Below are 26,202 nucleotides of genomic sequence, written 5' to 3' on the forward strand. Positions count from 1 at the left end.
AGGCAAAACACTATCAATGTGGGAGCTGTTGCTATTTAGAGGACAGGTGCAGCCGCTGCCAATTTAGGTTGGCGATACAGGTCCAGCAACACCTGGTCCAGCACCGACGAAGCGCCCCATGGCTTCGGATCGTTGAGAATCGCCACCACCGCCCAGGTATTGCCGTTGTTGTCGCGGCTGAACCCGGCGATGGCGCGCACGGTGTTCAAGGTGCCGGTCTTGACGTGGGCTTCGCCGCGCATGGCAGTGGTCTTCAGGCGCTTGCGCATGGTGCCGTCGGTGCCGGCAATTGGCATCGAGCTGATGTATTCCGCCGCGTAAGGGCTTTTCCACGCCGCTTGCAGCATGGCTGCCATCTCGCGGGCGCTGACGCGTTCAGCACGGGAAAGGCCGGAGCCGTTCTCCATCACCAAGTGCGGCGCGGTGATGCCTTTCTTCGCCAGCCACTGGCGCACTACGCGTTGCGCCGCCTTGGCATCGTCGCCATCGGCATCGTTGCGAAACTGTGCACCCAGGCTCAGGAACAACTGCTGGGCCATGGTGTTGTTACTGTATTTGTTGATGTCGCGGATGATTTCCGCCAGGTCCGGCGAGAACGCCCGGGCCAGCACTTTGGCATCCTTGGGCACGGGCGCCTGGATATCCCGGCCCTGGATAGTGCCGCCCAATTCCTTCCAGATCGCCCGTACGGCGCCGGCGGTGTAGGTGGCGTGGTCCAGCAGCGACAGATAGGTCTGCGAACTGCAGCCTTCGGCCAATTGGCCGCTGACCGTTACTGTCACGCTGCCATCGGCGGCGGTGACTGGGTTGTAGCGCACATCGCCGGTGCATTGCTTGGCGTTGGAGACCTTGACCTGGTTGTCGATGCGGATGCTGGCAATCGGCGGCTCGACCGACACCAGTACCCGGCCGGAATCATTGCGAGTCACAAAACGCAGCGCCTTCAGGTTGACCAGCAGCGCGTCTGGTTTGACCAGGAACGGCTTGTTCTCGTCATTGCCATCGTCATTGAACTCGGGCAATTGCGGTTGGATAAAGAAGCCACGGTCCAGCACCAAGTCACCGGTGACTTGCTGCACGCCGTTGGCGCGCAGGTCGCGCATCAGCAGCCAGAGTTTTTCCATGTTCAGCTTGGGGTCGCCGCCGCCCTTGAGGTACAGGTTGCCGTGCAACACACCACCGCTGAGGGTGCCGTCGGTGTAGAACTCGGTTTTCCACTGGTGGTTGGGGCCGAGCATTTCCAAGGCCGCGTAAGTGGTGACCAGTTTCATGGTGGACGCTGGGTTCACCGAGACGTCGGCATTGAATACGGTAGGCGTGCCCGGGCCGTTCAAAGGGATCATTACCAGGGACAACGCATTGTTTTGCAGTTTGGCTTTTGAAAGGGCCTGCTGAACATTCGGCGGCAGGGTGTTGTTGACGGGGGCAGCGGTGGCCGAAAAGGCCAGTGGCAGAATAAGACCGGCGAAAAACACTGAACGCAAAGATTTGATCATAAGAAGTAAAACCCTACTGCTGAGGAGGGTGAAAAAGGCGAGGGGTAAATAAGAAAAATCCCTCAATGGTCATGAAAGTGTCGGCATTATGCCCCAAGGTAGGCTCACTTGTAGCTGAACGATAGCGGGTATTCAGCGTTTTTTTTGCCGGCATTGTGCCGCCTGTCCCAGAGAGTCGGGCAATCGTCGCCTTAAACTGCTAAAGTGCCGCCCGTTATTACTTATGAGGATTGTTCCAATGGCGACTAACCGTTCCCAGCGTCTGCGCAAAAAACTGTGCGTTGATGAATTTCAAGAGCTGGGTTTCGAACTGAACCTGGACTTCAAAGAAGGCCTGAGTGAAGAAGCTACCGATGCTTTCCTCGAAGCATTCATCAAAGAAGCCATGGAAGCCAATGGTCTGGGCTATGTCGGCGGCGATGACTTCGGTCTGGTTTGCCTGCAGAAGCGTGGCTCCGTCAACGAAGAACAGCGCGTAGCTGTTGAAAGCTGGCTCAAAGGCCGCAGCGAACTGAAAAGCGCTGAAGTCAGCCCGTTGCTGGACGTGTGGTATCCGGAAAAGCCGATCAACGCGGCTAAGTGATACTAAAAAAAACGGCGACCTCAGGGTCGCCGTTTTTTTATGCCTTGCGCCAGTTCAGAATCAGCAGCGTCAACACCCCCGCCACAATTCCCCAGAACGCCGAACCGATGGAAAATAGCGTCAAGCCAGACGCGGTAACCATAAAGGTGATCAGCGCCGCTTCCCGTTCCTTCGGCTCATTCATGGCGATACTCAAGCCATTGATGATCGAGCCAAACAACGCCAGGGCTGCAATCGACAGCACCAGTTCCTTGGGCAAGGCTGCGAACAAGGCCGCCAAGGTCGCGCCGAACACTCCCGCGATTCCGTAGAACACCCCGCACCACACCGCCGCGGTGTAGCGCTTGTTACGATCCTCATGGGCATGTGGCCCGGTGCAGATGGCCGCGCTGATCGCTGCCAGGTTGATGCCGTGGGAGCCGAACGGCGCCAGCACCAGGGACGCCAGGCCGGTGGCGGTGATCAGGGGCGAGGCGGGCACGTTGTAACCGTCGGCCCTGAGTACCGCGACGCCGGGCATGTTCTGTGAGGTCATCGCGACCACGAACAGTGGAATGCCGATGCTGATGGTCGCCGCCAGCGAGAAGTGCGGCGTGGTCCACACCGGCGTTGCTACTTCCAGGTGAAACCCGCTGAAATCCAGGAGCCCCATCAACCCCGACAATCCCGTGCCGATCACCAGCGCGGCCAGCACCGCGTAACGCGGCGACAGGCGTTTGATGATCAAGTAAGTGAAGAACATCCCCAGCACCAGCCCGGTACGATGCTGCGCGGCAACGAAGATCTCGCTGCCGATCTTGAACAGAATACCCGCCAGCAGGGCGGCCGCGAGTGACGCCGGAATACGCCTGACCAGTTTTTCAAAGCTGCCGGTCAGCCCGCAAATCGTCACCAGCACGGCGCAGGTGATGTAGGCGCCGATGGCCTCGCCATAGCTGACGCCGCCAAGGCTGGTGATCAGCAGCGCCGCGCCCGGCGTCGACCAGGCAATGGTGATGGGCGTGCGATAACGCAAGGACAGGCCGATGCTGCACACCGCCATGCCGATGGAAATCGCCCAGATCCATGAAGAAATCTGCGCCGTGGTCAAGCCGGCGGCTTGCCCGGCCTGGAACATCAGCACCAGGGAGCTGGTGTAGCCGGTCATCATGGCGATGAAGCCGGCGACGACGGCCGACGCAGACGTGTCGGCCAGCGGGCGCAAAGGCGCTTGGGTGGCGTCGTTCATGAAGAGGCGTTCCTTTTACCTGGGTTTTTGCCGTTGGCGGCACGGATTCAAGCCTAAACTCAAACGTAACGACTCATTGCAATACAGCCGACGGCGCAAACAGCCGTACAGTGTGTTGGCGCATCCGGTTGTGTACAATGTGCCCTGTTTTTAGGTGATACTTGCCAGCGACCCGCTGTTGACGTATTACCGTTAATTCGCCGCCGTTCTCCAAACCCGAGTGCCCATGAACGAACAGTTGCAACCTCTCAAGAAAACACCGCGAGCCGGCAAGGCCGGTCGCAGCGGAACCCAGGACGATATCGTCTACGCGCATATCTTCGAGGCGATCCTCGAACAACGCCTGGCACCCGGTACTAAATTGAGTGAAGAGGCACTGGGCGAAATCTTCGGCGTCAGCCGCACCATCATTCGCCGCGCCCTGTCGCGCCTGGCCCATGAAGGCGTGGTGCTGCTGCGGCCCAATCGCGGTGCGGTGGTGGCCAGCCCGAGCGTCGAGGAAGCGCGCCAGGTGTTCCTCGCGCGACGTCTGGTGGAGCGGGCGATCACTGAATTGGCGGTGCAACACGCCACCGCCGAACAACTGGCCGAGCTGCGCCAGATGGTCAACGACGAACGCGACAGCTTCTCTCGTGGCGACCGCGGTGCGGGTATCCGCCTCTCCGGCGAGTTCCACCTCAAGCTGGCCGAAGCGGCGAAGAACGCGCCGCTGATCAGCTTCCAGCGCAGCCTGGTGTCACAGACCTCATTGATCATCGCCCAGTACGAAAGCGGCAACCGCTCGCACTGTTCCTATGATGAACACACCCAGCTGATCGATGCGATCGAAGCGCGGGATGCGGCGTTGGCGGTGAATTTGATGATGCACCACATGGACCATATCGACAGCAAGCTCAACCTCGATGAGGAAAGCGCGTCGGATGATTTGCACGCGGTGTTTTCGCATTTGCTGCAGACCAAGAAGCCAGGGCGCTCTTCGGTCAAACTGTAATTTCCCAGGCTCACCCGGAATTAAAAATGTGGGAGCGGGTTTGCTCCCACATTTGGTTTTGTGTGGTGACTAATATTAGCGCTGGTGCACCAATTGCCCCGCCGCATACGTCTGCATCACCGTTCGATCATCCCCCAGTGTCATCAACACAAACAACGTCTCGGCAATGTTATTCGCCTGCTTCAAGCGATAGCTCAGTAACGGCGTAGCGTTGTAGTCCAACACCAAAAAGTCCGCATCCGTCCCCGGCTGCAATGTGCCGATCTTGTCTTCCAACCGCAGCGCCCGCGCACCGCCCAGGGTCGCCAGGTACAGCGATTTGAACGGGCTCAACCGCGCGCCCTGCAACTGCATGACCTTGTAGGCTTCGTTCAAGGTTTGCAGCAACGAGAAACTGGTGCCGCCGCCCACGTCCGTGCCCAGGCCTACATTTAACTTGTGCTTCTCGGCCATCGGCAGGTTGAACAAACCGCTGCCGAGGAACAAGTTCGAGGTCGGGCAAAACGCGACGGCCGAGCCCGTTTCTGCCAGTCGCGCGCATTCGTCATCGCACAGGTGCACGCCATGGGCAAACACCGAGCGCTCGCCCAGCAATTTGTAGTGGTCGTACACGTCTAGGTAGCCATTGCGCTCCGGGAAGAGTGCCTTCACCCACTCAACTTCCTGTTTGTTCTCACTGATATGGGTCTGCATGTACAGGTCCGGGTATTCGCCCAGCAGTTGCCCGGCCAACGCCAATTGCTCCGGCGTGCTGGTCGGCGCAAAGCGCGGCGTGACCGCATAGTGCAGGCGGCCCTTGCCGTGCCAGCGCTCGATCAGCGCCTTGCTCTCTTGGTAGCCGGATTCGGCGGTATCGGTCAGGTAGTCCGGCGCGTTGCGGTCCATCATCACCTTGCCGGCGATCATGCGCAGGTCGAGCTTTTCAGCCGCTTCAAAAAACGCGTTCACTGACTGCGGATGCACGCTGCCAAACACCAGCGCGGTGGTGGTGCCGTTGCGCAGCAATTCCTTGATGAAGATGTCCGCGACTTCCTCGGCGTGAGCCTTGTCGGCGAACTGGCTTTCGCACGGGAACGTGTAGGTGTTCAGCCAATCCAGCAATTGCTCGCCATACGCGCCGACCATGCCGGTTTGCGGCAGGTGGATATGGGTGTCGATCAGGCCGGGCGTGATCAGCGCGTCCTGGTAGTGGGTGATGTCGATATCGGCGGGCAACGTCGGCAGTAAATCGCCGGCATGACCGACCGCGCTGATCCGGCCGTTTTCGATCACCAGCAGGCCGTCTTCGAAATACTCGTAGGACGCTTCGATCCCCACTTCAGCGGGGTCGGCGATGCTGTGCAGAATGGCGGCACGGTAGGCTTTGCGAGTCAAAGGCATGATCGTCTCAATTCAAAGGGCTTGGCTGCGACGCGAAGCCGGCAGCAGTTTGGCAATGGGTTCGGCGCTGGCGGTGTGCTGGCCGAAATTCGCGTTATAGGTGGCGATGATTTCGCCGGCGATGGAAATGGCGATCTCCACCGGCAATTTGCCCTTCACCTCGGTGAGGCCCATGGGGCAGCGCATGCGTTGCAGCTGCGCGGCGTCGAAGCCGCGATCACGCAGGCGATGTTCGAATTTGACCCGTTTGCTCTTTGAGCCAATCAGGCCGAAATAGGCAAAGTCATTGCGTTTGAGCAGGGCGGCGGTCAGTTCCAGGTCCAGCGCGTGATTGTGAGTCATCACGATGCAGTAACTGCCTGCCGGCAAGTCGGCGATTTCGTCGACCGGCTCTTCGCTGACAATTTTACGCACGCCTTGCGGGATATGTTCCGGAAACTCCTGGTCGCGCGAATCGATCCAACGCACCCGGCACGGCAGGCTCGCCAGCAACGGCACCAATGCGCGCCCAACATGCCCGGCGCCAAACACCGCGATCTGCGCCTGCACTTGGCCCATGGGTTCGAACAGCAGCACGGTCACGCCGCCACAGCACTGGCCCAGGCTCGCGCCGAGGCTGAAGCGTTCCAGATGGGTGTTCTGCTGGCCACGTACGAGCATGTCGCGGGCGATCTGCATGGCTTTGTATTCCAAGTGCCCGCCGCCGATGGTGTCGAAGGTCTGCGCGGCGCTGATTACCATCTTTGAACCGGCGTTGCGCGGCGTGGAGCCGAGCTCTTCGATGATGGTCACCAGGACGCAGGGTTCGCCCTGGTTTTGCAGGTCGGCGAGGGCGCTGATCCAGTTGTTCATAGTCACCTCCAGTGGTGTCTGTGAGGCCGCTATCGCAGGCAAGCCAGCTCCCACAGTTGATCGGGTTCACAGATCAACATGTGGGAGCCGGGCTTGCCCGCGATGGCAGCGCCTCGGTCTAGAGCGAAGCCATCTCGGTTTCAGTCTCAATGGCTTTCGCCGCCTGCAACTGCCGCATCTGCTCACACCCCCACAACACCCGTTCCGGCGTCGCCGGTGCGTCAATCTTCGGCTGATGGCGATAATCACCCAGGCTCGCCACCGCGTCCTTGATCGCGCACCACGAAGCAATCCCGAGCATGAACGGCGGCTCGCCCACGGCCTTGGAATGGAACACCGTGTCTTCCGGGTTCTTGCGGTTTTCCACCAGCTTGACGCGCAGGTCCAGCGGCATGTCCGCGACGGCTGGGATCTTGTAGCTGGCAGGGCCGTTGGTCATCAGCTTGCCCTTGTTGTTCCACACCAGCTCTTCCATGGTCAGCCAGCCCATGCCCTGGATAAAGCCGCCTTCGACCTGGCCGATGTCGATGGCCGGGTTCAGCGAGGCGCCGACGTCGTGGAGGATGTCGGTGCGCAGCATCTTGTATTCGCCGGTCAGGGTGTCGACGATCACTTCGCAACAGGCCGCGCCGAACGCGAAGTAGTAGAACGGCCGACCGCGTGACTGGCTGCGGTCGTAGAAGATTTTCGGGGTCTTGTAGAAGCCGGTGCTCGACAGCGAAACCTGGGCGAAATACGCCTGCTGGATCAACGCCTCAAAGGTCAGGATCTGGTCGCGCACGCGCACATGGCCGTTGTGGAACTCCACATCTGCCTCGCTCACGTCGTACTTGCGCGCGGCAAACTCCACCAGGCGCTGCTTGATGGTTTCGGCGGCGTTCTGCGCGGCCTTACCGTTCAGGTCAGCACCGCTGGAGGCGGCGGTCGGCGAGGTGTTGGGCACTTTGTCAGTGTTGGTGGCGGTGATCTGTACGCGGTCGATCTCCACCTGGAACACCTCGGCCACCACCTGCGCGACCTTGGTGTTCAAACCCTGGCCCATCTCGGTGCCGCCATGGTTCAGGTGGATGCTGCCGTCGGTATAGATGTGGATCAGTGCACCCGCCTGGTTGAGAAAGCTGGCGGTAAACGAAATGCCGAACTTCACCGGCGTCAGCGCCAGGCCTTTTTTCAGGATCGGGCTGTGGGCGTTGTACAGGCGAATCGCTTCGCGGCGCTCGGCGTATTGGCTGCTGGCTTCAAGCTCAGCGGTCATCTCTTCGAGCATGTTGTGCTCGACGGTCTGGTAGTAGTGGGTGACGTTGCGCTCGGTCTTGCCGTAGTAGTTGGCCTTGCGCACCGCCAGCGGGTCGAGCGCCAAATGGCGGGCGATGGCGTCCATCACTTCCTCGATGGCGACCATGCCTTGCGGGCCGCCGAAGCCACGGTAGGCGGTGTTGGACGCAGTGTTGGTCTTGCAGCGATGGCCGTTCACCGTGGCATCGCCGAGGTAATACGCGTTGTCGGAGTGGAACATTGCACGGTCGACAATCGAGTTGGACAGGTCCGGCGAACAGCCGCAGTTACCCGCCAGCTCCAGGTTGATGCCGTGCAGGCGACCGCTGTCGTCGAAGCCGACGTCGTATTCGATATAGAAGGGGTGGCGCTTGCCGGTCATCAGCATGTCTTCCACACGCGGCAGGCGCATCTTGGTCGGCTGGCCAGTGAGGCGTGCAACCACCGCGCACAAGCACGCCGGGCTTGCGGCCTGGGTTTCCTTGCCGCCGAAACCACCGCCCATGCGGCGCATATCCACCACGATCTTGTTCATCGACACGTCGAGTACTTCGGCCACCAGTTTCTGCACTTCGGTGGGGTTTTGCGTAGAGCAATAGACGATCATGCCGCCGTCTTCGGTGGGCATCACCGACGAGATCTGGGTTTCCAGGTAGAAGTGTTCCTGGCCGCCGATATGAAGAGTGCCCTGGATACGGTTTTTGGCCGTGGCCAATGCGCCGACTGAATCACCGCGCTGGTGGGTGTGGCTGTCGAGCACGAAGTGTTTTTTGCGAAACGCCTCGACCACATCCAGCACCGGTTCCAGGTCTTCGTATTCGATCACCGCCGCCATCGCTGCTTTGCGTGCGGTGTCCAGGTCGCGGGCAGCCACAGCGAGTACAACCTGGCCGACGTACTGCACCGTATCAATCGCCAGCAACGGATCGCCGGGCATCAGCGGGCCGATGTCTTTCAGGCCCGGCACGTCTTCATGGGTGATAACAATGCGCACACCTTCAAAGGCATAGCAGGGCGCGGTGTCGATGCTGATGATCCGCGCGTGGGCACGGTCGGACATGCGCACATACAGGTGCAATTGGTTGGGGAATTCAAGGCGGTCATCGATGTATTGCGCTTCACCGCTGACGTGCTTGGCGGCGCTGTCATGCTTGACGCTGCGGCCCACGCCAGAGGTGAGGTCCTGGGCGAACAGCTCGGCAAGTTCGGCTTGGGTTTTAACGACGGCGTGATGGTTAGACATAAGCGGTCACCCGAGTCTCGATGTGCGGCGTTTGCAGTTCGATGAAGTATTTGCGCAGCAGGTTCTGCGCGCTGAGCAGGCGATATTCCTTGCTGGCGCGGAAGTCTGACAGCGGGGTGAAATCCTCGGCCAGGGCGGCGCAGGCTTGTTCGACGGTGGTCGAGTTCCAGGTGGCGCCGAGCAATACCGTCTCGCAGTTTTTTGCGCGTTTTGGCGTAGCAGCCATGCCGCCGAAGGCGACGCGGGCGTTGCTGATCACACCGTTTTCAATCTTCAAGTTGAACGCGGCGCACACGGCGGAAATGTCATCGTCCAGGCGCTTGGAAACCTTGTAGGCGCGGAACAGCGCGTGGCCCTTCGGCACGATGATTTTCTCGATGAACTCGCTGTCCTGGCGCGCGGTGACGCGGTAATCGATGAAGTAATCTTCAAGCGCCAGGGTGCGGCGGGTTTCGCCCTTGCACAGCACGATCTGCGCGCCGAGGGCGATCAGCAGCGGTGGCGAATCACCAATCGGCGACGCATTGCCGATATTGCCGCCCAGGGTGCCCTGGTTGCGGATTTGCAGAGAGGCGAAGCGATGCAGCAGTTCGCCAAAGTCCGGGTATTCCGCGTTCAACGCGGCGTAGCAATCGGAGAGGGCGGTGGCCGCGCCGATTTCCAGGCGGTCGTCGAACTCTTCGATGCGCTTCATTTCTTCAATGTTGCCGACGTAGATCATCACCGGCAGCGTGCGGTGGAACTGGGTGACTTCCAGCGCCAGGTCGGTGCCGCCGGCCAGCAAGCGCGCTTGGGGATAAGCATCGTAGAGGTCGGCCAGATCGGCAACGGTCAACGGCACCAGGCAACGTTTGTCGCCGCTGTTGAGTTCACCGGTTTGTGTCGGCGCAATGGCTTTGAGGCGGGCGATGGTGTCGGCCTGGCGGCTGTCGAACTGATCCTGGGGTTTGTTGCAGCAAGCCTGTTCGGCGGCCGCGAGAATCGGGCGATAACCGGTGCAGCGGCACAGGTTGCCGGCCAGGGCTTCATGGGCTTTCTGGCTGTCGGGGGCGTCGCTGTTCTTTTGCAGGGCAAACAATGACATCACAAAACCGGGGGTGCAAAAGCCGCATTGTGAACCGTGGCACTCGACCATGGCCTGTTGCACGCTGTGCAGTTGGCCTTGGTGCTTGAGGTCTTCGACGCTGATCAGTTGTTTGCCGTGCAGGGACGAGACAAAGGTCAGGCAGGAGTTGAGGCTGCGATAACGGATCTGCTCGGCGCCTTGATCGTCCGTGTGCAGTTCGCCGACCACCACGGTGCAGGCACCGCAATCGCCGCTGGCGCAGCCTTCCTTGGTGCCGGATTTGCCCACATGCTCGCGCAGATAGTTGAGAACAGTCAGGTTGGGGTCCAGGGCGTGCTCGCTACGGAGTTCCTGGTTAAGTAAAAACTGGATCACGGAAGGCCTCGCAGACTCATTATTGTTGTTAACCGCTTTGCGCCGAATCTAGTCATGTCTGACTTTTCGGTCAATTGTTTTCTGACCTAAGGGTCAAGAAAATGCGATCGCAACACGTTCAATTATGGTCCAGTCTTCTGGAACCGTTGTTTTTGCGGGCTTATGCACTGCAATCTTTGCTTATTCCGTGCCAAATTCGCCACGGTGGGCGTAGCGCCATCAGCGGGCCAATGCGCTACACTGCCGCGCTTGTATTGATAGAAGATTTTGAAGGGAAAACATGACGTTCAAGGCGCCGGACAGTCTCGCCGAGCAAATCGCTCACCACCTCGCCGAACGCATCATTCGCGGCGATCTCAAGCCTGGGGAGCGGATCCAGGAGCAAAAGGTCACGCTGGCACTCAATGTCAGCCGTGGTTCCGTGCGTGAAGCCTTGCTGATCCTCGAACGTCGCCACCTGATCGCGATCCTGCCGCGCCGTGGCGCCCACGTCACCGAACTCACCGCGCACAAGGTGCAGAGCCTGTGTACGTTAATGGGCGAGATGTACATCCTGCTCGGCAATGCGGTTGCCGAAGGCTGGCAAAGCCAGGTCGACATGGCGCCGTTTCTGCAAATACAGCAGCGCCTGCAGCTCAGCTATGAGCGCGAGGACATCCGCGCCTTCGTTGAAGAAAGCTTCAATGTCATGCGCGCCGCGTACCCCTTCGCCAACAACCCCTATTTGCAGGAAACCGTCGAGAACCTGCAGCCAGCGATGAACCGTGCCTATTACCTGGCCCTGGATCAACGCAAGGCGTCCATGAGCGAGTACCTGGCCCTGTTCGAACAACTGCTCGCCGCTGTACTGGCCCGTGACCTGGTGCAGATTCGCCTGGTGCTGTCGGCCTACTGCCAGCGCAGTTCATCGCTGGTCATCGCCGCGTTGGCGGACGCCTAAACGTGCGGCTCAAGTGCATCAAACTGGCGGGGTTCAAATCCTTCGTCGACCCGACCACGGTGAACTTCCCCAGTAATATGGCGGCGGTGGTCGGGCCCAATGGTTGCGGCAAGTCGAACATCATCGACGCCGTACGCTGGGTGATGGGCGAGAGCTCGGCAAAAAACCTGCGCGGCGAATCGATGACCGACGTCATCTTCAACGGTTCCACCAGCCGCAAGCCCGTCAGCCAGGCCAGCATCGAACTGGTATTTGACAACTCCGACGGCACCTTGGTCGGCGAGTACGCGGCCTACGCCGAAATCTCGATCCGCCGCAAAGTGACGCGCGACAGCCAGAACAGTTACTTCCTCAACGGCACCAAGTGTCGCCGTCGGGACATCACCGATATTTTCCTCGGCACAGGCTTGGGCCCGCGCAGCTACTCGATCATCGAGCAGGGCATGATCTCCAAGCTGATCGAAGCCAAGCCCGAAGACCTGCGTAACTTTATCGAGGAAGCGGCCGGCATCTCCAAGTACAAGGAGCGCCGCCGCGAGACCGAAAACCGCATCCGCCGTACCCACGAGAACCTCGCCCGCCTGACCGACCTGCGCGAAGAGCTGGAGCGCCAGTTGGAGCGCCTGCACCGCCAGGCCCAGGCCGCCGAGAAGTACCAGGAATACAAGGGCGAAGAGCGCCAGCTCAAGGCACAACTGTCGGCCCTGCGTTGGCAAGCGTTGAATGACCAGGTTGGCCAGCGCGAAGCGATCATTGGCACCCAGGAAATCAGTTTTGAAGCGCTGGTGGCCGAGCAGCGCAATGCCGACGCCAGCATCGAACGCCTGCGTGATGGGCACCACGACCTGTCCGAGCGCTTCAATCTGGTGCAGGGCCGCTTCTATTCGGTGGGCGGCGATATTGCTCGCGTCGAGCAGAGCATCCAGCACGGCCAGCAGCGCTTGCGTCAGTTGCAGGATGATTTGAAGGAAGCCGAGCGCGCGCGCCTGGAAACAGAATCTCACCTGGGCCACGACCGCACGTTGCTGCTGACCCTCGGTGAAGAGCTGGACATGCTCACCCCCGAGCAGGAAATCACCAGCGCCGCCGCCGAAGAGGCCGCCGCCGCCCTGGAAGAAGCCGAAACCACCATGCACGGCTGGCAGGAGCAGTGGGACACCTTCAACCTGCAATCCGCCGAGCCGCGTCGCCAGGCCGAGGTGCAGCAGTCGCGCATCCAGCAACTGGAAACCAGCATGGAGCGCCTGGCCGAACGCCAGCGTCGTCTGCAGGAAGAGCGTGTGTTGCTCGCCGCCGACCCGGAAGACGCGGCAATCATGGAGCTGAGCGAGCAACTCGCCGAAAGCGAAATGACGCTCGAGGAGCTGGAAGCCAGCGAAGAACAACAAGTGGAGCGCCTGGAGCAATTGCGTCAGCAACTGCAACAGGCGACCCAGGCACAGCAGCAGGCCCAGGGTGATTTGCAGCGGCTCAATGGGCGCTTGGCGTCCCTCGAGGCATTGCAACAAGCCGCCTTGGACCCAGGCACCGGTACGGCTGAATGGTTGCGCGATCAGCATCTGGCCGAACGCCCGCGATTGGCGGAAGGCTTGAAGGTCGAGGCAGGTTGGGAGCTGGCGGTGGAAACCGTGCTCGGCGCCGACCTGCAGGCTGTGCTGGTGGATGATTTTGGCGGCTTTGACCTGGCCGGTTTTGCCCAGGGCGACTTGCGTTTGCTCAGCCCGGCGGCCGATGGCACGCGGGTGCCGGGCAGTTTGCTGGACAAGGTCGAAGCGGCGATTGATCTGTCGCCTTGGCTGGGCCAGGTTAAACCGGTTGAATCACTTGAGCAGGCCTTGGCCCAGCGCGGCCAGCTGGGCGTCGGTGAGAGCTTGATCAGCCGCGACGGCTACTGGGTCGGTCGCCATTTCCTGCGCGTACGCCGTGCCAGTGAAGCCGAAAGCGGCGTCCTGGCCCGAGGCCAGGAAATCGTCAACCTGAGCGCCGAACGCGAAGAACGCGAAGCCACCCTCGAAAGCCTGGAAACCGAACTGCAAACCCTGCGCGCCACCCAGCGCCAGCAAGAGACCGGCCGCGAACACCTGCGCCGCCTGTTGCAGGACGAAGCGCGCCAGCAAGGCGAACTCAAGGCCCAGCTCTCCGCGAGCAAAGCCAAGGCCGAACAACTGACCCTGCGCCGCACCCGGCTTGACGAAGAAGTCGCTGAGATGGGCGAACAACGCGCCCTCGAACACGAGCAGATCGGCGAGGCGCGCCTGCAGTTGCAGGAGGCCCTCGACAGCATGGCCCTCGACACCGAGCAACGTGAATTGCTGCTGGCCCAGCGCGACAGCCTGCGCGAACGCCTCGACCGCGTGCGCCAGGAAGCCCGCCAGCACAAAGACCACGCCCACCAATTGGCAGTGCGCCTCGGCTCCCTGCGCGCCCAGCACAACTCCACGGCTCAGGCCCTTGAGCGCCTGGAGATGCAATCGGAACGCCTCACCGAAAAGCGCGAGCAGTTGAGCCTCAATCTGGAGGAGGGCGAAGCGCCGTTGGAAGAGCTGCGCCTCAAGCTCGAAGAATTGCTCGACAAGCGCATGACCGTCGACGAAGAACTCAAGACCGCGCAGATCGCCCTGGAAGACGCCGACCGCGAATTGCGCGACGCCGAAAAACGCCGGACCCAGGCCGAGCAACAGTCCCAGCTTATCCGCGGTCAGCTCGAACAGCAGCGCATGGAATGGCAAGCCCTGACCGTGCGCCGCAAGACCCTGCAAGACCAATTGCTGGAAGACGGCTACGACCTGCACGGCGTGCTCAACACCCTGACCGCCCAGGCCAACGAGAAAGAGGCCGAAGAAGAACTCGAACGCATTGCTGCGCGTATCCAGCGACTGGGCGCGATCAACTTGGCGGCCATTGACGAATACCAGCAACAATCCGAGCGTAAACGTTATCTGGATGCCCAGAACGCCGACCTGGTGGAAGCGCTGGACACCCTGGAAAACGTGATCCGCAAGATCGACAAGGAAACCCGTAACCGCTTCAAAGATACCTTTGATCAGATTAATGCCGGTTTACAGGCGTTATTCCCAAAAGTTTTCGGCGGTGGCAGCGCTTACTTGGAACTGACGGGCGAAGATCTACTCGATACAGGGGTAACGATCATGGCGCGGCCTCCGGGCAAGAAGAACAGCACCATCCATTTGTTGTCCGGCGGCGAGAAAGCCCTGACCGCATTGGCCCTGGTATTTGCCATCTTCAAGTTGAACCCGGCGCCGTTCTGCATGCTTGATGAAGTTGACGCCCCGCTGGATGACGCTAACGTTGGACGGTACGCGCGGTTGGTCAAAGAGATGTCCCAGACCGTGCAGTTCATCTATATCACCCACAATAAGATCGCCATGGAAATGGCGGATCAGTTGATGGGTGTGACGATGCATGAGCCCGGCTGCTCGCGTTTGGTAGCGGTGGATGTCGAAGAAGCGATGGCGTTGGTGGAGTCTTGAGCCCTGCCGGGGGAGAATTTTTATAGCATGCGGTAAGACGCTTTACCGGTCTGGCGAAAGTGGCAAATGGACATATTTGTTCAAGCCATTTTGACAGACGGTGTAAAGTTATCTTTGGTCGTGCTAGTTTAATGTCAAATTTTCATATGCGTGGGCAAAACGTCAGTCAGAACATAGAGTTGGCGCCACGTTTTAAAGCGGTTTGCACAGTGCTAAACCCCTTATTTTTCAGCATTTTTTATTAGAGGCACGGGATTACATGGAAATCGGTCTGCGCGAGTGGCTGATCGTCATCGGCATCATTGTCATTGCCGGTATTCTTTTTGATGGCTGGCGCCGCATGCGCGGTGGCAAGGGGAAGCTTAAATTTCGTCTGGACCGCAACCTGTCCAACTTGCCTGACGACGACGGTGCCGCCGAGCTGCTGGGGCCGCCCCGTGTGCTCGATACCCATAAAGAACCTCAGTTGGACGAGCACGACTTGCCGTCGATGAGCGCGCCGCTGCGTGAAGCCCGCGAGCCGTCGTCCAAGCGTGGCAAGCGCGCCAGTGCCGGCGCTGCCGAGCCGCATCAGGGCGACTTGAACCTTGACGTCGATGAAGGCCCGAGCTTCAGCAGCCGCGACGATGATTTCCCGGACGAAAATGTGGGCAAGACCTCCAGCGCGCCGCGCCAATCGGTCAACGACCAGCCCGCCGCCGAAGAAGTGCTGGTGATCAGCGTGATCTGCCGCGACGCCGCCGGTTTCAAAGGCCCGGCCCTGCTGCAGAACATCCTGGAAAGCGGCCTGCGTTTTGGCGAGATGGATATTTTCCACCGTCACGAAAGCATGGCGGGTAACGGCGAAGTACTGTTCTCCATGGCCAATGCGGTCAAGCCGGGCACCTTCGACCTGGACGATATCGACCTGTTCAGCACCCCGGCAGTGAGCTTCTTCCTTGGCCTGCCAGGCCCACGTCACCCGAAACAAGCATTCGACGTGATGGTGGCCGCAGCCCGCAAGCTGTCCCAGGAACTGAATGGCGAGCTCAAGGACGACCAGCGCAGCGTCCTCACTGCGCAGACCATCGAACATTACCGTCAGCGCATCGTCGAGTTCGAGCGTCGCGCCCTGACACAGAAACGCTGAGGCCTGATCTTAAGCGTTGCCTGTAGAATCCGTGCACTAACATATTGAGCAGCTTCGGCTGCTCTTTTGCTTTATGAGAGAACACCCATGACCGCCGCCCCTACCCGCATCCTCGAACTGCGCGCTGAACTGGATCAGCACAACTACCGTTACCACGTCCTCGACGAGCCAAGCATTCCGGACGCCGAGTACGACCGGTTGTTCCATGAGCTCAAGGCCCTGGAGGCCGAGCATCCGGAGCTGATTACGCGGGACTCACCGACGCAGCGGGTCGGCAGTGCGGCGCTGTCGGCGTTCACGCAGGTGAAGCACGAGATTCCGATGCTCAGCCTGGGCAACGCGTTTGATGAAACCACCATGCTGGAGTTCGATCGCCGGGTGACCGAAGGTCTCGACCTGCCTGCAGGCGATCTGTTTGGCGGTGGCGCGGCGGTGGAGTACAGCTGCGAGCCCAAGCTGGACGGCCTGGCGGTCAGCCTGCTGTACCAGGATGGCGAGTTGGTACGGGGCGCTACCCGTGGCGACGGCACCACCGGTGAAGACATCAGCGTCAACGTGCGCACCGTGCGCAATATCCCATTGAAGCTGCACGGCAGCGGCTGGCCGGCCACCCTTGAGGTGCGCGGCGAAGTGTTTATGTCCAAGGCCGGTTTCGAGCGGCTCAACGCCTCGCAACTGGACGTCGGCGGCAAGACCTTCGCCAACCCGCGCAATGCGGCTGCCGGCAGCCTGCGCCAGCTGGACTCAAAGATCACTGCCAGCCGCCCGCTGGAATTTTGCTGTTATGGCGTGACCACCGATATCAGCGACACCCACATTGGCAACCTGCAGCAACTGAAGCAGTGGGGCATGCCCATCAGTCACGAGCTGAAGCTGGCCAAGGGCATCCAGGATTGCCTGGAGTACTACCGTGATATCGGCGAGCGGCGGAACAGCCTGCCATATGAGATCGACGGTGTGGTGTTCAAGGTCAACAGTATTGCCTCCCAGCGCGAGCTGGGCTTCCGCGCCCGCGAACCGCGCTGGGCCATCGCGCATAAATTCCCGGCCCTGGAAGAGCTGACCGAACTGCTCGACGTCGAATTCCAGGTTGGCCGCACCGGCGCCGTCACGCCGGTGGCGCGCCTGAAGCCGGTCAAGGTCGCAGGTGTCACCGTGTCCAACGCGACCTTGCACAACATGGACGAAGTGGCGCGCCTGGGCGTGATGATCGGCGATACCGTGATCATCCGCCGTGCCGGTGACGTAATCCCACAAGTCGTGTCGGTGATGCTTGAACGACGCCCGGAAACGGCGCGGGCAGTGCCGATCCCCGAGCGCTGCCCGGTGTGCGGTTCCCATGTGGAACGCACGCAACTGGTCAAGCGCAGCAAAGGCAAGGAAACCGTCAGCGAGGGCGCGGTGTACCGTTGCGTCGGCCGCCTGGCCTGTGGCGCGCAGCTCAAGCAGGCGATCATCCATTTTGTTTCGCGTCGTGCCATGGATATCGACGGCCTCGGCGACAAGACCATCGAACAGTTGGTGGATGAAAAACTCATCGGCTCGCCGGCGGATCTCTACAAACTGAAGTACGAGCAGATCATCGACCTGGAAGGCTTCGCCGATATTTCCAGCAAGAAGCTGATTAGCGCCATCGAAAACAGCAAGACCCCGACCCTGGCGCGCTTTATCTATGCCCTGGGCATTCCCGACGTAGGCGAGGAGACCGCCAAGGTGCTGGCGCGCTCCCTGGCCTCGCTGGAACGTGTGCAGAAGGCCTTGCCGGAAGTGCTGACGTACTTGCCGGACGTCGGTCTGGAAGTGGCGCACGAGATCCACAGCTTCTTTGAAGACAGCCATAACCAGGATGTGATCGGTGCGCTGCTGTCGCCGGATGAATGCGGTCTGCAATTGCAGGAGCAGGGCGACCTGAGTGCCGAATTCGCCGCCAGCACCACCTTGGGCGGCTTGCTCGACAAGTTGCACGTGCCGAGCGTCGGCCCGGGCGCTGCGCAGAAACTGGCGGACAAGTTCGGCACCCTCGAAGGCGTGATCAAGGCGGACTGGCTGGATATGCGCCAGGCCCTGCCCGAGAAACAGGCCAAGGCCGTACGCGACTTTTTTGACAACCAAGGCAATGCCAACCGCGCCCTGGCCATCGAGCAGCAGCTCAAGGACTTCGGCATGCACTGGCTGAGCGAGAAGAAAGTCGTCGAAGGTTTGCCCGAAGCCGGGCACACCTGGGTGCTCACCGGCTCCCTGGAGCTGATGAGTCGCGACGTGGCGAAGGAAAAACTCGAAAGCCTCGGCGCCAAGGTGGCGGGTTCCGTCTCGGCGAAAACCCATTGCGTGGTGGCGGGGCCGGGGGCGGGTTCCAAGCTGGCCAAGGCCAGCGAGTTGGGCTTGAAGGTATTGGATGAAGAAGCCTTCGTCGCCTTCCTCGCCAAGCACAACATCACGGTCTGATTCTTACTGAACGATCTCTTACTGGCGATGCTCAGAGTTCCTACGCGCGCCCCGTAGCAGCTGTCGAGCGCCAACGAGGCTGCGTTGGAGGCGATGCGGTGCAGGGCCCGACGCAGGATGGGCAGTGTTGCCGACGCAGTCTCGCTTAAGCTCGACAGCGGCTACGCGGTTATTTTTGGTACTCAAGACAGGAAGAGATCGCCATGTTCCGCTACTTCGAACAACTCAGTTCGCGCATCGCTGCACCGTTCGTAGCCGGCACGTCTCGCGATAGCAAGGTGTGGCAGTGCCGGTGCGGTCAATCGCTGTTTTTTCGCAACAGCCAATGCCTGGCCTGCCAGGCGTTGCTGGGGTATCAAGCGCAACAAAGTCGCCTGTCCTCCCTGCAACCCGGTCCCGTCGAGGGCACCTGGCTACAGGACGACAACCTCGCCGCCGGCGCCTTCCGCCGCTGCGCCAACCTCGACACGCCGGCCGCCTGCAACTGGCTGATCCCGGCCCACAGCACGGCATCGCTGTGCGTGGCCTGCAGCTTGAACCGCACCATCCCCGACCTGTCGATCGCGGAAAACCACGACCGCTGGCGCAAGGTCGAGACCGCCAAGCGCCGCTTGGTCGCGCAACTGATCAGCTTGGGTTTGCGCGTGGTGCCAAAGAGTGCCGATGAAGATAACGGCCTGGCCTTCGACTTCGTTGGTATCGACCTGGAAGGCAACGCGCCCATGACCGGCCATGCGAACGGTCTGATCACCCTCGACATCAAGGAAGCCGACGACGCCCACCGTGAAAAAGTCCGTGTGCAAATGCGCGAACCCTATCGCACCTTGCTCGGGCACTTTCGCCATGAGGTCGGTCACTATTACTGGGATCGCCTGGTCGCCAATACCCATTGGCTTGAAGCGTTTCGCAACCTGTTCGGCGACGAACGCGCCAGTTATGCCGATGCGCTCGACCAGCACTACCAGAACGGGCCACGCCCCGACTGGCAGCAAACCTGCGTCAGTGCCTACGCCACCATGCACCCCTGGGAAGACTGGGCCGAAACCTGGGCCCACTACCTGCACATGATGGACGCGGTCGACACCGCCCTCGGCTTCGGCATGAGCGCCCGCACGATGGAGCTGGATTACCAGCCATTCCCGCTCAGCACGCTCTACGACCCTGAACACCCTGGCGGTGCAGCGTTCCTGTCGTTCGTCAATGCCTGGATCGAACTGGCCGGCATGCTTAACGAGCTGTCGCGCAGCATGGGTCAGCCGGATTTCTATCCCTTCGTGCTGCCACCGGCAGTAATCGCCAAGCTGCACTTTATTCACCTGGTGATCCAGGAAGAGGGCGGTAGGGCGGATGAGGTGGTACAGGCGCAGTAACTCGCCGTGTGTGGGAGCTGGCTTGCCTGCGATGGCATCACTCGGTAGCCCAGGCAGACCGAGTCGTCAGCATCGCGGGCAAGCCCGGCTACCACAGGGTTCTGTGTGGCTCTCTGGGGCGCAGACAAGTGCTTGAGCCCCTTCATATTTTTAATCCGGCCCCAACGGTTGTAACTTCCGATGAGATCGGTACAATGGCCCCGCTTGCCGAGAGGCAGGCGTCGTTATGGTGACCCCATCGGTCCCCCCGCAACGATTACCCGTGAACCTGGTCAGAGCCGGAAGGCAGCAGCCACAGCGGGAACATTGTGTGCCGGGGTGTGGCTGGTGGGGTTGCCTCCATAACGCTCTTTCTTGCAACACCTCATCACTTTCAATTCAAAAATGCTTTCACGCCATCTGCCATCGGGCAGTCCATGGCGGCATACTCCTATGCCTGGCATCCGGAGACAGCACACGTGGAAAAAGTCGACGACCTCACGCGCGAAAAACTGCGGGAATGGCAGATGCGGCGCCTGGAGATCAAGGACCGTATTCAATCGCATCCTGAACAGACCCTGGAATTGTCGAGGGTATTGGACCTGATGGACGACGAACACGCGCAAATCCTCAGCGAGGCGCAAATGATCCGGGTCGAGGAAGTGACGGATGCCCCCGCGCCGATCGCCCAGCCCGCGCCGCCGCCACTCGCGGGCGCCTGCACGCTGCAATTGAATGTGGCCGCGCAGAGTGCCGAAGACTTGCGCAGGTTGCTCGAGATGGCGGTTTTCGAACTCCAGCAGCAGATCAATGCGATGGCCTCTGGAGCTGACTCGCCGGCCCACTGCGGCGGGATGTCAGGCTCCCTGGGCGAGTATCGGTTCGAACTGGGTAGCCAGGACCATGCCTGATCCACGCGACGTACGTCGGCCCCTGGCTGCGAGGAACTATGCAACCGGAACACTTTGATTTATCCAGCCCCGTCTTCCTGCCCGTCACGGACGAAACCTGCACCGCCCTGCTCGGCACGAACGGCGCCGAGGCCTTGGTCGGACTGACGGACCCGGAGCTGGCGGCCGTGCTCGTCATCCAGAACCTGGCCCAGGCCGCGGAAAAAGACCTGACGTGCGCTGGCGCTGAACGCATCCTGGAAAAGTTGCTCGGCTGGGCAGTGGATTCACCGTCTTCGGGCGCTGCGACGTTGCTGTCTGAAGCGCAACGGCTGTTCGACCCGCGCAAGCTGTACTTTGGGTTTAACGCGCTCAAAAGCGTGAACCTGCGCCTGCTTTCAGCTGAAGAAGTGGCGACGCGGGATTACCTATTGCCTACGGGTAAATGGGATATCGGCTACAAGGTCCGTCATCTGCGCAGCAATGACCCGTTCAGCCAGCAAATGATTACACCCCGGCACCGCGAACGCTGGCTCAGCCCGGCTCAGGACAAGCTGGTACGCACCTTTCGGGCCAACTTGAATGAAGACTTGCATGTTCAAGGCTACGCGGGCATCGGCAAGAGCCACCTGCTCGGCGCCTTGATGGAGTGCCTGCGGCCTGAACAGACCCTGATACTGGCGCGCACGCCAGCAAAGCTGGCGACTCTTCGCGAACGTATGGGGTTGGGGCGCGACAGCAAGGCCGGCTCGACGTTTGCTGGTTTCGCCAAGGCCCTGTTGCACGGGCCACGCCCGCCCGCGCAGGCAACGCCGGCCAGGTTGCCCGGCAAACTGGCTGTGGCGCAAACCCTGGATATCCATGGGTGGCGCGGCCACGAGGGTCCAGCGACCGTCGATGTGTGTCTCAAGGTGCTCGAACGCTATTGTCATTCCAGCCATCACAGCCTCTCGGCCAGGCATTTGCCGCATTTCAAACAACCGTTGTCAGGTGTGGATGCCCAGGTGTTACTGGAGTATTCCAGCCGTGTGTGGACTTACCTGGAGGCCAACCCGCAATGGGCCAGCCCACCCGAGTTCGCGGCGCTGTTGCTGATCAAGCGCGCGAGTCTCGACGGTTGTGTGGTGCCGCCTCGGTACACCCATGTATTGATCGATGAAAGCCAGGACATCCCGCCTTCGTTGTTACAGATTATCGAACGCGGCCGCCAAGTGCTGATCACCCTCGGCGATGAGTACCAATTGGCCAGCGGTGTGATGGTCAGAAGAAAGCGCGAAGTCCGGCACACCGACATCAGTTATTCCGTGCGCTCGGGCCGCAATGTCGAGCGGCTGGTCAACCCGTTGATCAGCGTGCACTCGCAAAAGTGCAAGACCCCCTTCGAAGGCGCGCGGGATGCGGATGTCGGCATCGAACATTACCCCCAGGGCTTCGTGCCGCCGGAAGGCTGCGTGGTGTTGACCGCGTCGCCTTGGGACACGATGAAATGGGCCATTCAGTTGCAGCAGGCCAACTGCCCGTTCGGGTTACCCGACAACGCGGCGCAGCAGGATCTCCAGCGCTTCATGATCAGCGCCATCGCCCTGTTCAAGCCGCAGTTCTACAGCAACGAGCACAACGAGAACGGGCCGCACGTGTATTTCAGCGACATGGCTGACTGGCAACAGGTGCGTGATGCCAGCCAGTTTGATGAGTCGTTCCTGTGGGTCGAGAGTGAGCTGGAAAAAGGCTTCAATGTCGCCGATATCACACGCTTGAACCGCTTGGTCGGGGTCCCCGGCAAGCGTTGCCTGCTGATGCTGGCGGAAGAGGCGGGTGGCATGGAATTCAATCGGGTGCTGCTGACCCCTGAGCTGCTGACCAACGTGAAGTTCAAGGATGCCTACGCGTTCGATCAGCGGATCTGTGCCGTGTACATCGCAATTTCCCGCGCAAAGCAACAGCTTTACGTCCCTTACGATGTGGTCGAATGGCTCGAGTATCACCATTATCAGGGGTTCAGCGGGTCGCACGGTTACTGATATTACGGCCGGTACACCGGGAATGCCTTGATCACCGGGACAATTTCGGGGCCCATCGCCTCTACCGTTTTTGGCGGATCGCTCGGTGTTGGAATGTTCCTGGCAAAGTGAAAGATGATGGTCTGGCCGGTGCCACTGTCCCGGTAATATTTGAAGAAACTGACTTCAGAGAAACGTCCGTCCTTGCGCAGAGGCTCGGGGAAATACATCACCAAATACACGATCCCGGTGGCATTGTCCGTCGCGAGGATCGACGGCATATTCGGGTTTTCCTGCTGGTGAAGCCGGACGGTATTCTTGGCGAGGTCGAGGGGTTCGAAACGGTTCATCTCGCGAGGGACCACGGTAAAATCCACCATCTCATTCCAGGCATCGACGCTTTCCTGCGCCGGGAAGTATTCCCATAGGCCGGGTTTCTGAAATTTCAGGACGAAGGTCTTGCCGTCGAACACCACCGATTTGGTTTCGGCAATGGAGGGGCGCGACAGGTCGGGGGCGACAGCGGCTGGAGGTGAAGCGCAACCGCACAGCAGGGCCAGGACAGCCAACACAACTAACGTGATTTTCATTTCAATCCTTGAAAACAGTTTGAGGCAGGTATTTTGCGCGACAGACAGTAGCCCAACCGGCGGCTGAATACCGCCTATTAGTTGAAAAGCAGCATTTTCCCGATCTGTCCTTGAGGGCTCCCTCACAGCTTTTAAAACAGTTTCTGGACAACCCCAAACCACCTTGTTAGTTTCCGCCAGCCACTTGTTTCAGAGTGTGACGAGGGCATGCAATTGATATTGAAGTGCTATCACTTCTTTAACTAACAAGGATGTCTGTGATGAAAAGCCTGCAAGGGTTACCCCGTCTTATCAGTGCTTCGGTAGGGACTCCCGGTAAAGCCCGCAACTTGCCCGCCGATGTGCAGTGCATCCAGTATTTATTCAACCTGATCATTCCCAAACTGGGTTTTCCGCTGGCCGAGAACGGCAAGTGCGATGGCCAGTTGGTGCAGTGCATCAGCCAGTACCAGTTCCGTCACCTCAAATACGCCCACCCCGATGGCGTGATCGACCCCACCGGTCGCACCTTCAACAGCTTGATCGAAGAAGCGGTAAAGGTGCCGCTGAAGGCCTTCCCGAGCATGCGCATTCCGAGCTTTCTGAACGCATTCGGTAACAATCAGGGGGATGCGGTGCAGGCGACGGTCAACGTGTACCTGGACCGCATGCGCGCGATGATCGAAGCCGAGCGACGTAACCGCCAGTTAATGCTCCAGGCCACGTGCGACGGCGGCATGACGCTCTCCGATGCGGATTTTCAGAATGCCGCCAAGCAGTTGGGCAACGGCATTTCGGTGAATGTCATCAGGGCCTTCGCCACGGTTGAGTCCGGTGGTCGATCAGGTTTTGGGCCGGCCAAGTTGCCGATCATTGCGTTTGAAGGGCACCAGTTTCGCAAGTACACCAAGCATATCTACGACCAGGCGCACCCGTTGCTTTCGTACGTCTATGTAAGAAAGGCCGGGCCGCAGTGGCAGGTCAATAACAAGGATCAGGTCAAGGCCTGGGAAACCATGGCCACCGCCTTCGCCCTGGATCAGGAAGCGGCGTTGATGTCGGCGTCGTGGGGCATGTTTCAGACCATGGGGTTCAACTACGCCTCATGCGGTTACAAGACGGTGTTTGAGTTTGCCGCGGCATTGAAAGTGAATGTCGGTAACCAACTGAAGGCGTTTCTCGCGTTTTGCGCTAACAGCTCAGCGTTGATGACGGCCATGAAAGCCAAGGATTTCACTTCCATGGCGCGAAACTATAACGGCAAGGACTACGGCAACTATGACGTCCTGATGAAAGAAGCCTACGAGAAACTTGAAGGGAAAAAATAAGATGATCCGTTTTCTAGCAGTGGGTGTGTTGTCGTTGTGCGCCGTAGCGCCTGCCTTGGCCGGTGCACCCGCGTTGCATTCGGGCAAGTACGAGGGGTTGATGCTGGCGGTGACGCCCGAGCATCAGGTCGAAGGCTATTACGCAGAAGCGATGGGTGAGGGTGTCACGCGCAGTTGCACGTTCTACCTGCAAGGCAAGCCTGACGCGCTGACCACCTGGAACGATGAGGCCTACCCTGGCAGCGTGGCGCCTTCTTCGGACGGCGTGACCCTGACCGTAAAAGAGGGCCGCCAGCACCCCGGTTGCTTGAATGTGCTGATGCCGGAGATCGCCACCGGCCTGGACTTGACCCAGACCGCCAACAAGAAATGGATCGGCTTGGTGACGGTGTCCGCCGACAAGGCGTACCTGCTGAAAACCCCAAGTGCCAAGGCGGCTAAGCGCCCCTACATTGTCAAAAACGACGTGGTCGGCGTGCTGGCTTTCAAGGATGGCTGGGCGCAGGTCGAGTTCATCAATGCGCAGAGCCGTTCGTTTACCGGTTGGATCAGCCAGGATCAGTACAGCCGCTTGTCTGCGCCTAAACCCTAGGCACGCGCGGCCCAACTCCGAGCCTGCGATTACGCCGCAACGTGCCACGCACGTTGCGGCGTTTTCATGCCTGGGTTCAGGCTTTGTTGCGGTTGAACAACTTACGGATCACGGCGAACAACGCCACCACACCAATCACCAGGAATTTCTTCGCGGCCAGCAGGAAGATGCCGATCTTGGCGAACAGTCCGGCTTTGGCCGCAATCCCGCCGGCGACCAACGCCGCGAGGCCGTAAGTGGCAAGCTTGTCGGTGCTCGGGTTGAAGTCGGTGTACAGGTTGCCGTCGGTGAAGTTGGTGAAGGCCAAGACCTTGGGCAATTCCTGCTTGATGGTGGGCAGGTCGGTCATGGCGGCGACGGCGTTGAGTTCCAGCACGCCTTCACGGCCCAGCACGCGGATGCTGTAGTTGAGGGTGGTCTGCTCGGCGTCGTCGGCCTTCAGTTCGCGGGCCCAATACATCTTGTGGGTGGTGTCGTCGTAGTGCGGCGGCTCGGCCCAGCCCAGCAAGTGCAGGCCGGCGTAGCCTTGTTGCTGGCGTTCTTTGTTTTCGGCCTCGTCTTCTTCCTGCATTTGTTTGAGCAGTTCGGCGTAGTCGATTTTTGCGGCGTCCTCGTCGGAAATGTGCCCGTCGGCCTTGTAGCTGACGATCACGCCCCAGCCACGTTCCGACAGTTGGCTAACGGCTTTCGGCACGATCATGCCCAGGGTCTTGAAGCCCGGCGGGTTGCCCCAGCCGTCCGTCAGCAAGCGCTCGGTGTCGGCGGGGTCGAGGTAATAGAACTCGTCGTTGAGCTTGAGGGTTGCTATGCCACTGGGCAGGGTGACCGTGCCGGTCTTCTGCTTGAGGGACTTGAGGAAGTGCTCGGCCGTTTCGGCGGGCGCACTGGCTTCAACGGGCGCGGGTGTGGAAGCGGCAAAGGCGGGGGCGGCAGGCAGGCTCAAAACGGCCGCCGCCAACAACAGGCGGAAGTAATTCATG

The 26,202-nt window shown here is 60.2% G+C and carries 19 protein-coding genes and 1 other RNA gene; 12 read left to right on the plus strand and 8 right to left on the minus strand.

All coding sequences use genetic code 11. The features are described 5' to 3' along the window. Window positions 1-35: 35 nt before the first annotated feature. Window positions 36-1,496, minus strand: a complete 1,461-nt coding sequence (dacB, locus tag JBO08_RS15665; protein ID WP_065873876.1) for a D-alanyl-D-alanine carboxypeptidase/D-alanyl-D-alanine-endopeptidase — start codon at window positions 1,494-1,496, stop codon at window positions 36-38. 238 nt (window positions 1,497-1,734) lie between these two features. Here dacB and JBO08_RS15670 point away from each other — a divergent pair, with 238 nt between their 5' ends. After that, entirely contained in the window at window positions 1,735-2,079 is a 345-nt protein-coding gene (locus JBO08_RS15670) for a YggL family protein (protein ID WP_065873875.1), read from the plus strand. A 37-nt stretch (window positions 2,080-2,116) separates the two neighbouring features. Here the strand turns inward: JBO08_RS15670 and JBO08_RS15675 are convergent, their stop codons facing one another. After that, window positions 2,117-3,307, minus strand: a complete 1,191-nt coding sequence (locus JBO08_RS15675; protein WP_220074810.1) for a benzoate/H(+) symporter BenE family transporter — start codon at window positions 3,305-3,307, stop codon at window positions 2,117-2,119. 226 nt (window positions 3,308-3,533) lie between these two features. Between JBO08_RS15675 and JBO08_RS15680 the strand changes: the two genes are divergently transcribed. Then, window positions 3,534-4,298 (plus strand): GntR family transcriptional regulator, encoded by a 765-nt coding sequence (locus JBO08_RS15680; protein WP_049712013.1) that lies wholly within the window; start codon window positions 3,534-3,536, stop codon window positions 4,296-4,298. A gap of 75 nt (window positions 4,299-4,373) precedes the next feature. Here JBO08_RS15680 and guaD read toward each other — a convergent pair whose 3' ends face one another. The 4 genes from guaD to xdhA form a co-directional block, all read right to left on the minus strand. Next, complete coding sequence (gene guaD / locus JBO08_RS15685; protein ID WP_220074809.1) at window positions 4,374-5,678, minus strand: guanine deaminase; 1,305 nt, start codon at window positions 5,676-5,678, stop codon at window positions 4,374-4,376. A gap of 12 nt (window positions 5,679-5,690) precedes the next feature. Next, window positions 5,691-6,530, minus strand: coding sequence for a xanthine dehydrogenase accessory protein XdhC (gene xdhC / locus JBO08_RS15690; protein ID WP_220074808.1), 840 nt, complete (start codon window positions 6,528-6,530; stop codon window positions 5,691-5,693). Window positions 6,531-6,648: 118 nt separating this feature from the next. Next, complete coding sequence (gene xdhB / locus JBO08_RS15695) at window positions 6,649-9,048, minus strand: xanthine dehydrogenase molybdopterin binding subunit (protein WP_220074807.1); 2,400 nt, start codon at window positions 9,046-9,048, stop codon at window positions 6,649-6,651. Further along, window positions 9,041-10,489, minus strand: coding sequence for a xanthine dehydrogenase small subunit (xdhA, locus tag JBO08_RS15700; protein WP_065889812.1), 1,449 nt, complete (start codon window positions 10,487-10,489; stop codon window positions 9,041-9,043). Before xdhA ends, xdhB begins: the two co-directional genes overlap by 8 nt. Before the next feature lie 280 nt (window positions 10,490-10,769). Between xdhA and JBO08_RS15705 the strand changes: the two genes are divergently transcribed. The 8 genes from JBO08_RS15705 (at window position 10,770) to JBO08_RS15740 (ending at window position 22,754) form a co-directional block, all read left to right on the plus strand. Beyond that, window positions 10,770-11,429: a GntR family transcriptional regulator gene (locus JBO08_RS15705; RefSeq protein WP_065946238.1), complete on the plus strand. Its 660-nt coding sequence runs from the start codon at window positions 10,770-10,772 to the stop codon at window positions 11,427-11,429. 2 nt (window positions 11,430-11,431) lie between these two features. Continuing rightward, window positions 11,432-14,920, plus strand: a complete 3,489-nt coding sequence (smc, locus tag JBO08_RS15710) for a chromosome segregation protein SMC (protein WP_220074806.1) — start codon at window positions 11,432-11,434, stop codon at window positions 14,918-14,920. Between the two features lie 259 nt (window positions 14,921-15,179). Next, window positions 15,180-16,049, plus strand: coding sequence for a cell division protein ZipA (zipA, locus tag JBO08_RS15715; protein WP_049712020.1), 870 nt, complete (start codon window positions 15,180-15,182; stop codon window positions 16,047-16,049). 87 nt (window positions 16,050-16,136) lie between these two features. Further along, window positions 16,137-18,494: an NAD-dependent DNA ligase LigA gene (ligA, locus tag JBO08_RS15720; RefSeq protein ID WP_220074805.1), complete on the plus strand. Its 2,358-nt coding sequence runs from the start codon at window positions 16,137-16,139 to the stop codon at window positions 18,492-18,494. Between the two features lie 203 nt (window positions 18,495-18,697). Further along, window positions 18,698-19,864, plus strand: coding sequence for a putative zinc-binding metallopeptidase (locus JBO08_RS15725; RefSeq protein ID WP_065881252.1), 1,167 nt, complete (start codon window positions 18,698-18,700; stop codon window positions 19,862-19,864). A 236-nt stretch (window positions 19,865-20,100) separates the two neighbouring features. Further along, window positions 20,101-20,197, plus strand: an RNA gene (gene ffs, locus JBO08_RS15730) — signal recognition particle sRNA small type. A gap of 125 nt (window positions 20,198-20,322) precedes the next feature. Next, window positions 20,323-20,754, plus strand: a complete 432-nt coding sequence (locus tag JBO08_RS15735) for a hypothetical protein (RefSeq protein WP_065873857.1) — start codon at window positions 20,323-20,325, stop codon at window positions 20,752-20,754. 38 nt (window positions 20,755-20,792) lie between these two features. Next, on the plus strand, window positions 20,793-22,754 hold the full coding sequence (locus JBO08_RS15740; RefSeq protein WP_220074804.1) for a hypothetical protein: 1,962 nt from the start codon (window positions 20,793-20,795) through the stop codon (window positions 22,752-22,754). Window positions 22,755-22,756: 2 nt separating this feature from the next. Here the strand turns inward: JBO08_RS15740 and JBO08_RS15745 are convergent, their stop codons facing one another. Beyond that, a complete protein-coding gene (locus JBO08_RS15745) occupies window positions 22,757-23,323 on the minus strand; it encodes a hypothetical protein (RefSeq protein WP_220074803.1) in 567 nt (188 codons plus the stop codon). Window positions 23,324-23,583: 260 nt separating this feature from the next. Here JBO08_RS15745 and JBO08_RS15750 point away from each other — a divergent pair, with 260 nt between their 5' ends. Next, window positions 23,584-24,630, plus strand: coding sequence for an N-acetylmuramidase family protein (locus tag JBO08_RS15750; RefSeq protein ID WP_065889799.1), 1,047 nt, complete (start codon window positions 23,584-23,586; stop codon window positions 24,628-24,630). A gap of 1 nt (window position 24,631) precedes the next feature. Beyond that, window positions 24,632-25,222 (plus strand): hypothetical protein, encoded by a 591-nt coding sequence (locus tag JBO08_RS15755; protein WP_065873853.1) that lies wholly within the window; start codon window positions 24,632-24,634, stop codon window positions 25,220-25,222. A 76-nt stretch (window positions 25,223-25,298) separates the two neighbouring features. Here JBO08_RS15755 and JBO08_RS15760 read toward each other — a convergent pair whose 3' ends face one another. Next, window positions 25,299-26,201 (minus strand): DUF2167 domain-containing protein, encoded by a 903-nt coding sequence (locus JBO08_RS15760; protein ID WP_220074802.1) that lies wholly within the window; start codon window positions 26,199-26,201, stop codon window positions 25,299-25,301. Window position 26,202 lies beyond the last annotated feature (1 nt).

The organism is Pseudomonas sp. LAP_36 (assembly GCF_019456785.1).
Classification (GTDB): domain Bacteria; phylum Pseudomonadota; class Gammaproteobacteria; order Pseudomonadales; family Pseudomonadaceae; genus Aquipseudomonas; species Aquipseudomonas tritici.